At 61.3% G+C, this 12407-nt stretch carries 10 protein-coding genes; 2 read left to right on the top strand and 8 right to left on the bottom strand.

Annotated elements, in window-relative coordinates:
* Positions 1-4: 4 nt before the first annotated feature.
* Together ALQ04_RS24505 and ALQ04_RS24500 are read right to left on the bottom strand one after the other, a co-directional pair.
* Positions 5-379: a hypothetical protein gene (locus ALQ04_RS24505; RefSeq protein WP_122318379.1), complete on the bottom strand. Its 375-nt coding sequence runs from the start codon at positions 377-379 to the stop codon at positions 5-7.
* Between the two features lie 16 nt (positions 380-395).
* Positions 396-1175, bottom strand: coding sequence for a DUF4198 domain-containing protein (locus ALQ04_RS24500; RefSeq protein ID WP_122318377.1), 780 nt, complete (start codon positions 1173-1175; stop codon positions 396-398).
* A 338-nt stretch (positions 1176-1513) separates the two neighbouring features.
* Here ALQ04_RS24500 and ALQ04_RS24495 point away from each other — a divergent pair, with 338 nt between their 5' ends.
* On the top strand, positions 1514-3088 hold the full coding sequence (locus tag ALQ04_RS24495) for a sensor domain-containing diguanylate cyclase (protein WP_122318375.1): 1575 nt from the start codon (positions 1514-1516) through the stop codon (positions 3086-3088).
* Between the two features lie 82 nt (positions 3089-3170).
* Here the strand turns inward: ALQ04_RS24495 and ALQ04_RS24490 are convergent, their stop codons facing one another.
* A complete protein-coding gene (locus ALQ04_RS24490; RefSeq protein ID WP_122318373.1) occupies positions 3171-6317 on the bottom strand; it encodes an efflux RND transporter permease subunit in 3147 nt (1048 codons plus the stop codon).
* Between the two features lie 33 nt (positions 6318-6350).
* Positions 6351-7511, bottom strand: coding sequence for an efflux RND transporter periplasmic adaptor subunit (locus ALQ04_RS24485; protein WP_122318371.1), 1161 nt, complete (start codon positions 7509-7511; stop codon positions 6351-6353).
* Positions 7512-7689: 178 nt separating this feature from the next.
* On the opposite strand from ALQ04_RS24485, the gene ALQ04_RS24480 reads away from it, so the two are divergent.
* The gene (locus ALQ04_RS24480) at positions 7690-8244 is read left to right on the top strand and encodes a TetR/AcrR family transcriptional regulator (protein WP_122318369.1); all 555 of its coding nucleotides are present in this window, start codon (positions 7690-7692) and stop codon (positions 8242-8244) included.
* A 110-nt stretch (positions 8245-8354) separates the two neighbouring features.
* Here the strand turns inward: ALQ04_RS24480 and ALQ04_RS24475 are convergent, their stop codons facing one another.
* The 4 genes from ALQ04_RS24475 to ALQ04_RS24460 are packed head-to-tail and all read right to left on the bottom strand — an operon-like array spanning position 8355 to position 12406.
* Positions 8355-9734 (bottom strand): isochorismate synthase, encoded by a 1380-nt coding sequence (locus ALQ04_RS24475; RefSeq protein WP_122318368.1) that lies wholly within the window; start codon positions 9732-9734, stop codon positions 8355-8357.
* Positions 9731-10054 carry an isochorismate lyase gene (locus tag ALQ04_RS24470; protein ID WP_122318366.1) on the bottom strand — a complete coding sequence of 108 codons (324 nt, stop codon included), beginning with the start codon at positions 10052-10054 and terminating at the stop codon, positions 9731-9733. The genes ALQ04_RS24475 and ALQ04_RS24470 overlap by 4 nt, the downstream gene beginning before the upstream one ends.
* 15 nt (positions 10055-10069) lie before the next feature.
* Entirely contained in the window at positions 10070-11629 is a 1560-nt protein-coding gene (locus ALQ04_RS24465) for a (2,3-dihydroxybenzoyl)adenylate synthase (protein ID WP_122318364.1), read from the bottom strand.
* A gap of 12 nt (positions 11630-11641) precedes the next feature.
* A complete protein-coding gene (locus tag ALQ04_RS24460) occupies positions 11642-12406 on the bottom strand; it encodes a thioesterase II family protein (RefSeq protein WP_183142270.1) in 765 nt (254 codons plus the stop codon).
* Between the last annotated feature and the right edge of the window lies 1 nt (position 12407).

Raw genomic sequence — 12407 nt, 5'->3', positions numbered from 1 at the left:
CCCGTCACGGAATCTTGAAGCGGGCGCTGACCTTGGTCTCGCCGTCTGCCAGGGTCAGCAGGGCGCTGACCCGTGAACCGGACTGGAAACTCACGCCCTTGCTTTGCAGATGATTGCCGCTGACCGCAACAATGTCGGTCTTTACCCGTTTATGGCGAGTCGTGATGGTCAGCACGCCGCTGACGTTCTCGGCACTGACCGCCTGATCGTGATCGGTCAGGTACAGATCAACCGTATCGCCGTTGGCAACCATCTCAATGGCGACCAGCCCGGCATCCTCGATCAGGCCGCCATGTTGTGGCTTGGGAATGCCATGGGCATTGGCCTGCCCGATGAACAGTGCACAGGCAACCAGCAGGCAATGGAAAACAGCTTTCATTGGCATCTCTTCCTAATCACTTCTTGTTCAGGCGTGCGATTTCCGAAGCCGGCAGGGTCGAGTCGGCGCGGGGCAGCGGTTCAAGGCCGGTCGCCTTGTGGAACGACAGCGACGAGCTATAGGCCAGGATGTCGTATTTTTCCTTGTTGCCATCGAGCCCTGCACGCTCTCCGCCCTCTGAGCGGTCGCGGTACTCGATACCCAGCACATAAGTGCCTTTCCACGGCAGTTTGAAGCTGACCTTGCCTTCGCCATCGGTGTTGGCCTGCAGTACCCAGCCGGAAGCGGACGACATCTTCACCGGCACATTGCCCAAGGGATCATGCAGGTGAAAGACCTGGAATTCGACCTGATCGCCGTTCACCACGCCGGTCGGCACGATATCCAGGTCAAGCTCGGGTTCGCGGGCACTAAAGTCGCTTACCCAGCGGGTGGCCGGTGTCCAGAAGGCATTGACGGTCTTGCCTTCGTCCTTGACCTGAAAGATCGGGTATTGCTTGTCGGCGGCCAGCAGAGAGTCTTGCTTGCCGGGCTTTTGTAGCACTGTGAAATGGTCACGATGCAGTTTCATCGTCAGGGGTGCCGTGCCTGCGGTACTCAGCCATTGCCCTTCGAGAGCCTTGAAACGATCCATGCCGCCGGGAGTGACTTCCAGCATGTTTTCATCGTACTCGCCGTAGTAAAAAGTCATGGTGCGGTCAGGGGATTGCTCGAACCAGATCTGGTGAGCCTGGACCGAGTTGGCCGCGAGCAGCAGTGCCGAGCCGGCGAGCCAGGTACTTAGGGTTTTCTTCATGAGGTTTCCAGAGTTCTTGTTGGCGATGGGTGCAGACCCGATGAGGCCGACCAGAATACCCAGCGAAGGCTCTGCTGTCGCCCTTGCCGCCCTGAACTGCAACCTTTCCAGGCCTCAATGATCTGTCAGGCAGTTTTTTTCGTATGCGGCTCAAAGCTTTTTCTGTTGATGGCAGGAACACGTCTACTGTTGCAGTAGTGATACACGCGAAGGATGCGAGCAAATCTTGGAAATCATGCAAAAAGGTGGTGCGGGGTTGGTGCAGATCATGAATACATGGCTTTCCATGTTGAACTCATGCGTGTCGACGATTCTTTCAACCTGCCTGGAGGCTGCCTTTGAAGAGTGATCTTCGGCTTGCCTCGCTGCTGCTCATTGTCGTGTGCCTGTGCGTTGTCTCGCTGATGACATGGCAGATCGTGACGGTGCGGCAGAATACGCTGGTGAATATCGAAACCGGGACCGTCAACCTGACCAGTGCCTTGAGCAACTACACCGAGGGCATGTTCCGCCAGAGTGAGCTGATGCTGGTCGGGCTTATCGAGAGGGTGGAAAAAGAGGGCGTCGGCGAGAAGCAGATTGATCGCCTGAGACAGGTAGTCGCCCAGGAAATGGCAACCCTTAAGCCCTTGAACAGCGTGGTGCTGTATGACGCCAATGGTGACGGGATTTTCCTGAGCAACCGGCATATCCCAAGAATGAGTGGTGCGGATCGCGAGTTCTTCAAGTACCACCGGGATAACCGTGATCGTGGCGTATTCATCGGCCCGGCCTTTCAGAGTCGGGTCACCGGTGCCTGGCTGGTTTCGATCAGTCGTCGGATCGATGATCCGGACTCCCGGTTTGCCGGTGTCATGCTGATCACCATCGGCATCGACCATTTACTCAAGTTCTATTCCAATATCGATGTCGGGCAAACGGGAGTGATCAGCCTCAGTTCGTCCAGGGGCGGCTTGCTGGTCAGGTATCCGTTTCGTGAGGAGGACATCAATCGCGATCTGTCCATGGCGCCGATCTTTGCCATGACCCGCAACAAGCTGTCCGGCACCGCCGAGTTCATCTCCAATGTGGATGGCGTCCTGCGCATGTACGCCTTCAAGAAAAGCGAGCAATACCCGTTGGTGACCACGGTGGCAGTGGGGCGCGACGAAGCCATGCAGATCTGGTGGGTTCAGGCCCGGCAGACGATTGTGGTCGTGCTGCTGCTATTGGGCTTGCTGGTCGCGCTGGGCAGTCGCCTGATAGGCCATATTCATCGCCGCATCCGGGCCGAAAACGAACTGCTGGTTTCCCAGGCGGCATTGATCGAGCTGAACCAGAGCCTGGAACTGCTCGCTTCCCAGGACAAGTTGACCGGACTGGCCAACCGCAGGCGCTTCGATCAGTTTCTGGATATTGAGTTCAAGCGCGCCAAACGCGACCGGCGTGCCTTGTCGCTGATTCTGATCGATGTCGATTACTTCAAGCTCTACAACGATCACTACGGCCATCTGGCAGGCGACGAATGCCTGAAAACCATCAGCCGGGCCATCGAACATTGCATCCGGCGTCCCGGTGACATGGCCGCCCGTTATGGCGGTGAGGAGTTTGCCGTGGTCATTCCCGATACCCACGAAGCAGGTGCCTGCTCAGTGGCCGAGGCGATTCTTGAACACCTGCGCAAGCAAGGCATCGAGCACCCGTCGAGTCCCTTCGGCATCGTGACCATCAGCCTGGGCGTTGCAACGCTGCTGGACCGCAACGAGCCGCTGGATCAGAAGGAACTGATCGAGCTGGCCGACCGGGCACTCTATCTGGCCAAGTCGCAGGGCAAGAACCGGGTGAACATGGCCTCGGAGTTTACCTTCGATGCCAGTCCGGCCTGGTCGCAGATAGCAACCAGGCCGGAGACGGCACCGCCCGAATCGTCATGACGCGGCAGTGATCAGCAGCCCGCCAGAACCAGGCCAAGGGCCGCAAGCGCCAGCCAGATGAAGTTCTTCGATAGCATGACGCTTACTCCTGAGTCTTGGTGAGGGTCGGAGTTTCAGTCTGTGCACTTGTATGCGGCTTGCGGCGCAGTACCGACAGCACCCAGACGAAGAAGATCGGCACCAGAATCACCCCCAGCAGGGTCGCGCTGAGCATGCCGCCGATCACGCCGGTCCCGATCGCGCGCTGGCTGGCTGCACCGGCGCCAGTGGCGATGGTCAGCGGCACGACACCGAGGATAAAGGCCAGCGAGGTCATGACAATCGGACGGAAGCGCAGGTGCGCAGCCTTGAGTGCCGCATCGCGCAGCGAGTGTCCCTGATCCCACAGTTCCTTGGCGAATTCGACGATCAGAATCGCGTTCTTCGCCGCCAGACCGATGATGGTGATCAGGCCAACCTTGAAGTACACGTCGTTGGGCATGCCCACGGCAGTCACGGCCAGCACGGCGCCCAGGGCTCCGACCGGTACGATCAGCATGACTACCAGCGGAATGGCCCAGCTTTCATAGAGGGCGACCAGCAACAGGAACACCACCACCAGCGCCAGGGCGAACAGCCCCGTGGCCTGGCCGCTGGCGACTTTTTCCTGATACGACAGGCCGGTCCATTCATAGCCAATGCCCGGTGGCAGCTCGGCGACAATCCGCTCGATTTCAGCCATGGCCTCGCCAGTACTCACACCCGGCGGCGCATCACCGGCGATCTTGAATGCCGGATAACCGTTATAGCGGGCGATCTGCACCGGGCCTTCTTCCCAGTGAGTGGTGACGAAGGCGCCAAGCGGCACCAGCGTGCCGCTGCTGTTGGGCACATGCAGTTTCAGCACGCTTTCAGGGGTCATGCGCGAGTCCTGATCGGCCTGCACCACCACTCGCTGCTGACGACCGGCGTTGGCAAAGTCACTGATCACCGAAGAGCCGAACGCCGTCGACAGCGCATTGTTGATCGACTCGAAGCTCACCCCCAGGGCGCGGGCTTTCTCGCGGTCGATATTGAGGCGCAGTTGCGGCGCTTCGGCCAGACCCTCCATCATCGCGTAGAGAATCTTCGGGTTGCCATTGGCCTTGCCGAGCAGTTCATTACGCGCCGCCAGCAAGGCTTCACGGCCCAGGCCGGCACGGTCCTGCAGGCGCAGGGCGAAGCCGCCCGAAGTGCCGAGGCCTTCGATCGGCGGTGGCGTCACGGCCATGACCGTACCGTCGCTGAGCCCGGCGAACTGCTGGTTGAAGGCTGCGGCTTCGTCGGCGGCCGATTGCCCCTTGCCACGCTCGGACCAGTCCTTGAGCGTCGGGAAGGCCAGGCCGGCGTTTTCGCCCATGCCCGAGAAACTGAAGCCCAGCAGCATGGTGATCGAAGCGGTGGTTTCCCGGGAAACCATGTAGTTTTCCAGCAACTGCGCAGTCGCATCGGTACGCGCCCGGGTTGCGCCGGGTGGCAGTTGCACATCGATGATCAGGTAGCCCTGGTCTTCGACCGGCACAAAGGATTCCGGCAGGCGCAGGTAGAAGAAACCCAGCAGGCCGACAATGCCGACATACACCAGCATGTAGCGGCCAGAGCGTTTGACCATGCTGGAATTGAGGCGCTCGTAACGCTGGGTGAGTTTGCCGAACAGGCGGTTGAAGCCGCCGAAGAAGCCGCGTTTTTCGTGATGCCCGGCCGGGATCGGCTTGAGCAGGGTGGCGCACAGCGCGGGGGTGAAGGTCAGGGCCAGGAAGCCGGAGAACAGGATCGACACTGCCAGCGACAGCGAGAACTGCTGGTAGATCACCCCGACCGAACCGCCCATGAACGCCAGCGGCAGGAACACCGCAGCCAGCACCAGGGTGATGCCCAGAATCGCGCCCGATACCTGACCCATCGCCTTGACTGTCGCTGCCGCCGGGGAAAGGCCTTCTTCGGCCATGATCCGCTCGACGTTCTCGACCACCACAATCGCGTCGTCGACCAGAATACCGATGGCCAGGACCATGCCGAACATGGTCATCATGTTCACCGAGAAACCCAGCAGGTACATGATCGCCAGCGTACCGGCCAGACAGACTGGCACCACGATGGTCGGGATCAGCGTGTAACGGATGTTCTGCAGGAACAGGAACATCACCAGGAACACCAGCACCATGGCTTCGATCAGGGTGTAGATCACCTTGTCGATGGCCACGTCGACGAAACGTGAGGTGTCGTAGGGAACCGAAAACTCGACATCATCCGGGAAGTTGGCCGACAGTTCGGTCAGGCGTTGCTTGACCGCTCTTACGGTTTCGATGGCATTGGCGCCCGGCGACAACTGGACTGCGGCGGCGACTGCGCGCTTGCCGTTCAGGCGCGACTCGAAGTTGTAATCCTGGCTGCCCACGGCCAGGCGTGCGACATCGGCCAGATGCACCGTGGAACCATCCTGATTGGCGCGCAGCACAATGCGCCCGAATTCCTCGGGGTTATCCAGCGTGCCCTTGACCGCCAGGGTCGCGGTCAGCTCTTGCAGGGAAGAGCCGGGTGTACTGCCGAAACTGCCGGCGGGTACCTGAACGTTCTGGCCCTGAATTGCAGCATTCACATCGTCAATGGACAGACCGAAACCCACCAGTTTCTGTGGGTCGACCCATACGCGCATGGCGGCTTCTGAGGCAAAGAACTGCAGCCTGCCGACGCCGGGCACGCGGCTGATTTCATTGTTGATGTTGCGGGCCGCATAGTCGGCCAGGGCAACGGTGTCCTGATTGCCCGAGCCTTCCTTGTAGTTCAGGGTGAAAATCATCAGAAACCCGGAGCTGGCCTGTTCGACCTGCAAGCCCTGACTGAGCACAGGCTGCGGCAAGCGTGCTTCGGCTTTCTTGATGCGGTTCTGCACTTCGACCTGAGCCATGTCCGGGTTGGTGCCCGGATTGAAGGTCACGTTGATTTCGGCGCTGCCGGTGGAGTTGCTGGTCGACTCGTAATACAGCATCCCCTTGGCGCCGTTGAGTTCGTCCTCGATGACACTGGTGACCGAATCGACCAGTACCTTGGCGGAGGCGCCGGGGTAGGTGGCGGTGATCGTAATCTGCGGCGGTGCCACCACCGGGTACTGCGCCACGGGCAAGGCGGGCAGGGCCATCAGGCCCGCCAGCAGGATGAACAAGGCGACAACCCACGCAAAGTTGGGGCGCTTGATAAAAAACAGGGACATAGAACGTTATCCTCGATCGCGCTGAAGTCGGCCTTACTGGGCCTTGGCCTGCTGTGGAGCGGGTTGCGATTTGGGGACTACCTTGTCGCCAGGATTGAGACCGCTCATGTTGCCGACGATGATCTGCTCGCCTGCCTTGAGCCCTTCAGTGATCTGCCAGCGCGAGTCCTGCATTGCGCCGGTCTGCACCGCTCTGTTCTCGACCGTGCCGTCCTGGCCGATGACCAGCACATGGGCGGCGCCATCGTTACCGCGCTTGACTGCGCGCTGAGGAATGAGAATCGCGTTATCGTTCATGCTCTGTGGTGTGCGAACCCGCACATACATGCCCGGCAGCAGGATGCCTTCGGGGTTGGCGAAGCGCGCACGCAGGGAAACCTGGCCGGTGGTGCGGTCGACCGCAATGTCGGTGAACAACAGGGTGCCACGGCTCTGGTAGTCAGTGCCTTCGACACTCAGCGACAGGGCATCTTCACCGCCTTTTGGCAGGTTGCCGTTCTGGATCGCGGTGCGCATGCGCAAGGCATCGGCCACCGGCTGGGTGAAGTCGGCATACACCGGGTCCAGTTGCTGGATGGTTGCCATCAACGTGGTTTCGCCCTGGCCGACCAGCGCACCTTCGGTCACTGTGGCACGACCGATGCGGCCGGAAATCGGCGCCTTGACCGTGGCGTAGCCGAGGTCCAGCCTGGCCGTCTCGACATCGGCCTGGGCCGAGCGTTTGGCGGCAATGGCGTTCTGCAGCGCGGCTTTGGCGGTGTCGTAATTCTGCTGGCTGACTGCTTCGATCTTCACCAGCGGTTCGTAGCGCTTGACCGTGGTCTGGGTCTCGAACAGCGTCGCTTCGGTACGCGCCAGATCGCCCTGGGCCTTGGACAATGCAGCCTTGAACGGCGCAGGGTCGATCTGGAACAGGATGTCGCCGGCCTTTACATCGGCGCCTTCGACGAAGTTGCGGCTCAGCACGATACCCGCGACCCGCGCCCGTACTTGCGCGACCCGGACGGGTTCGATACGTCCGGGAAGCTCATTCACCACGGTGAAAGACTCGGTCTTCACGGCAATGGATTCGACTTCCCGAGGTGCGCCAGATGCTCCCAAGCCCGGTTGGGCTTCTTGTTCACAGCCTGCCAGACCCAGAGCGGCCAGCAGCGTGACTACCGGAATAACACGCCATTCGCGCAACGTACTCATTTTCCACCCGGGCATGGCCCATTAGTCGCTAAAGTTGCGAATGATCTATTTTTGTAGTCACATGAGTCAATATTGACTCATATGGATCTTTTGTGAGTAATTGTTAACGTCCTTTGAGAAAATGAGCTTTTTCTGCACAATGCCCGCCATGCCATTTTGACGAGTGAAGACGCACCCAATGGATTTACCCGCTGCTGATGAAAAACTCCTGAAAGCCCTGGCTATCGCACTCGTCGATCACCCGGCCGGTACGGTCAAGGACATTGCCCAGGCTGCCGGAGTGAGCAAGGCCACGCTCAATCGTTTCTGCGGGACGCGCAGCAACCTCATCGAAATGTTGCTCAACCATGGCTCGACCTTGATGAACAAGGTCATTGAAGCGTCCGACCTGGTACATGCGGCACCGCTCGATGCCTTGAACCGCCTGATCGAAGGGCACCTGACCCATCGGGAAATGCTGGTGTTCCTGTGCTTCCAGTGGCGCCCCGATTCCCTGGACGAGCGTTGTGGCGGCAGCCGCTGGATGCCATATTCGGATGCGCTGGATGCCTTCTTCCTGCGCGGCCAGCGTGAGGGCGTGTTCAGAATCGATATCAGCGCGCCGGTGCTGACCGAAAGCTTTGCATCGCTGCTGTTCGGCCTGGTCGATGCCGAACGCCGCGGCCGCGTGGCCCGCTCTGGCATGGCGCCGTTGCTGATGCAGTTCTTCCTGCAGGGCGCGGCAGTGAAATAGCCACTCCAGCAGCAAGGAGCGGATTTATCCGCGAAGACTGTCTTCAGGCGCCACATCATGGATGGATGTACCAGCCTCTTCGCGAATGAATTCGCTCCCTGGAGTGCCAGTCAGGCCTGGATCCTTGCCAACGCCTCACGCATGGTCTGCATCTTCAGGTCGCTCTCGCGGTATTCGCTTTCCGGCTCCGACTCACTGACCAGCCCGCATCCGGCGAACAGTGTTGCGCGGTTGCCATCGAGCAGGGCCGAGCGCAGGGCGACGGCAAACTCGCCGCTGCCGCGATCATCCAGCCAGCCCACCGGCCCGGCGTACCAGCCCCGATCCAGATGTTCATGATTGCGTATGTATTCCAGCGCCTGATTACGCGGCAGTCCGCCCACCGCTGGAGTCGGGTGCAGGCTTTCGGCGATGGCCAGCAGGCTGGCACCCGGCGCAAGCGTACCCTGGACGGGGGTCAGCAGATGCTGGATATGCGCCAGTTTGTGCAGGCGCGGTTGCCGGGCAATTTCCAGTTCCAGGCAATGCCGGTCCAGACATTCCCTGAGGCTGGCGACCACCATGGCATGCTCGGCGTTGTCCTTCTGGCTGGCGAGTAACTGCTCTCCCAGCCGGGCATCGTCGGGGGCGTTCTGACCGCGCGGTGCGCTACCGGCCAGGGCCATGGTCTGCAACCGGTTGCCCTGCACGGTCAGCAGGCATTCGGGCGACGCGCCGATGAAACAACTGCTGTCCCGGGCGAAGGCAAACAGGTAGGCATTGGGCTGTTTGCGCAGCAGATTCTGCATCACCACATGCACCGGCTGTGCGGCCGGCACATTCTGCGAGCGGGCCAGCACGACCTTTTGCAGATCGCTGCGCTGGATGCGGCTTACCGCATTGCTCACGTCCTGTTTCCACAGATGAGCCATCGACAGCCGTACATAGTTGTCGGCGGGCGCACAATCGCCGGGCACCGGTCGGGCAAGAATGCTCGCCCATTCGCTGGCCAGGCTTTCTGCCAACGGCGCACAGGCTGTATCTTGCCCGACCAGCACATTGACGATCAGCCGGGTCTGGCCTTCTTGCTCGTGCAGCTCGAAGCGCGGCAGGGTCAGCGCGGCATCGGGAAAGTCGCGCCACAAGCGGGTTCGGTGATGGTGCCGGTCGAAGGCAAAACCACCGAACAGCACCGGTCGATGCGCACCATGCACCACGGCATTTGTCGCCATACCGTGCCAGCGTTCCTCAAGCATTGGCCAGCTGTCGTTGCTGTCGGCGGTGAACTCATGGGCCAGGCCCAGCCCAAGGCGATATTGCGCCTGAGCCTTGACGTGCCAAAGGCTGGCGGGTTGCAGGTGCTGGCGGTTGGCGCTGAACAGGCTCAGCGGCTCGACTTCCGGCGAAGGCGTCGAGAACGACGCCAGCACCAGAGGCCGCTGCGCACTGACCCGCTGGCGGGCTTCGTTCAGGCATTCCAGCAGTCCGTCGAAGGAAGGGAGCAGGTTCATTGTTCACTTGCCTCCGGATGCAGGCTGCGCCAGTGAGTGATCTGCTGGTTGATGAACCAGTGGATCAGGTCCTTGAAAAAGTCTTCGGTCTGATCGACCGGCAATCCTGCTTCGGCGGCCCATTGGCGACGCTCTTCAAGCATGGCTGCAACACGCTCTGGGGCCGGAATACTCTGCTCGTTGGCCTTGAAGCCGGTGGCCGCCTTGACATAGGTCAGGCGCCGGGCCAGGAGGTTGACGATCTGTTGGTCAATGCTGTCGATGCCCTGGCGGATATCACCGAGGCTCTGGCAGTCTGATGCGGACTTGATGGCACTCATGGAAGACTCCCGGATTCACTGGGCCATGACGGCGAGTTGGCGTTTGTCGATCTTGCCCACGGCGGTCAATGGCCAGGCCATGACCCACTCGAACTGATCGGGCAGTTTGTCCTCGCCCAATCCGCATTCACGCAATTGCTCGCGTACCTGCTGCGCCGCGCCCGGTGGCTGTTCGCCAAGAATGAAGGCGCAGATGCGTTCGCCAAGCAGGCTGTCCGGCACCGCAACCACAACGGCGGCTTCGACTTCGGGCAGGGTATTGAGGTGGGATTCGATCAGCGCGGCGGAGATCTTTTCCCCGCTGCGCTGGATCTGTTCCTTGATCCGGCCTTCGACGACCAGATTGCCTTCCGGCGTCCAGCGCGCCAGGTCGCCGCTGCGGTAAAAGCCATCCCGGGTGAAGCTGACAGCGTTGTGCGCTTCGGCGCGGTAATAACCGGAAATGGTGTAGGGGCCACGGGTCAGCAGTTCGCCGGTCTGGCCCGGCGCAACGTCCTGCAGATCGGCATCCACCAGACGCACCTGGTCATGGGGCGACAACGGACGGCCCTGGGTATTGAGCACCACTTCCAGCGAGTCGGACGGGCGGGTGTAGCACAGCAGGCCTTCAGCCATGCCGAACACCTGTTGCAGACGGCAGTCGAGGGCGTCCAGCAGTTGATGGGCCAGAATCGGGTCGAGTCGCGAGCCGCCGACCTGCAACAGTTTCAGGCTCGACAGATCGCTGTCTTCCCATTCCCGGCCTTGTGCCCAGAGTTGCGCCAGCGGCGGAACCAGCGCCACATGGGTGACCGACTCACGTTCGATCAACGGCATGGCCTGATCGCAACTGGCGCTTTGTCCCAGAATGACCGTGGCGCCCGCCGCCAGACTGCCGAGAATGCCCGGGCAGGCCAGGGTGAAGTTATGCGCGGTCGGCAGCACCGCAAGGTACACGCTGCTGCTGTCGATTTCGCACAGCTCTGCCGAGAGGGAAAAGTTGTAGGCGTAGGCTGCATGGCTGCGCGGGATCAGCTTGGGCGTGCCGGTGGTGCCGCCGGAAAGCAGCAACAGCGCGGTGTCGCGTGTGTCGATGATCGGCCAGGCGGGAGAGGGTGCATCCAGCGAAGACAGCGCCGTGAATGCGCCCGGCTCGCCATCGACGATCACATGGCGCAGCGAAGGCTGGCGCTCGACGATGCCTGCTGCCATTTCCCGGTAATCGAATTCGCGGATGCGCTCGGGGATCAGGTAGGCCACCGGCTCGGCCAGTTGGCACAGCGCTTCGATATCCTGGGCGCGCTGGGTGGGCATGGTCAGGATCGGCAGTGCGCCGATGCGCATCACCGCGAAAAAGGCGCTGACGAAAGCAATGCTGTTGGGCAATTGCAGCATGACCCGGTCACCGGCAACGATGCCCAGTGCCGACAGGCCGCCGGCCAGGCGTTCGACCCGTTGGTGAAGTTGCGTGTAGCTCATGCGCTGCGTGCCGGATACCAGCGCAGTGCGCGAGCCCTGGATCTGTGCCCAATGCAGCAAACGCTGGGGCAGGGTCAGGTCAAGGTAAGGTTGCAGCGGATCGTGTGTGGTATTCATGTCCGGTTTCCGTTAGTGATGGAAAGGGCTGATGCTGTTCTCGATAAAACCGAGAACACGGGCCGCAAAGGCCCTGGGACGCTGAGTCAGGTAAAAGTGATCGCCAGCCATGACGTGCTGCTGGTGGTCGCCGCACAACCACTGGCTCCAGGCCGCGACTTCCTCGGCATCCGCCTCGGGATCGTGGCTGCCGTGCAGCAGCAGAGTCGGGGTGCGCAGCCGCTGGCGCTGCGGATCCAGCAGGCGGTGATAGCTCTCGGTGGCCTGGAAGTCGGCACGCAGCAAAGGCATGAACAGCATCAGCAGGTCTCGGTCGGCCAGCAGCGCTTCGCTGCAACCACCGATGGCGACCAGTTGCTCGATAAAGCGCTGGTCATCCAGATGGCTGAGCAGGCGCCTGCCGCTCAGGTGCGGCGCATGGCAGGCCGACAACACCAGCCCGGCGGGCGGTGTACCGGCTTTTTCCAGCAGCAGGCAGGTCTCGAACGCCACCTGGGCGCCCATGCTGTGCCCGGCCAGAATCAGCTTCTGGCGCTGCGGGTTGCTCAATGCCTGGATTTCTGCGGCAAGGCTTTCAGCCAGTGGCAGGACCTGGCGCACGCAAGGTTCATGCATGCGCTGATCGCGGCCCGGATAGATCGCCAGGGAAAGGTCCAGGCCCAGCTCATCCAGGCCGCGCCAGCTCTGGAAAGCACCGCCGCTGGCCCCGGCGAACGGGCACAGCAGCACATGGGTGTCGGAGTGCCCGGCCTGCAGATAAGGTCGCAACATGCCCATG

Source organism: Pseudomonas cichorii (genome assembly GCF_003700275.1).
In the GTDB taxonomy this organism is placed as follows: Bacteria; Pseudomonadota; Gammaproteobacteria; order Pseudomonadales; family Pseudomonadaceae; genus Aquipseudomonas; species Aquipseudomonas cichorii_B.
This window is presented reverse-complemented; position numbering and strand designations above follow the sequence as displayed.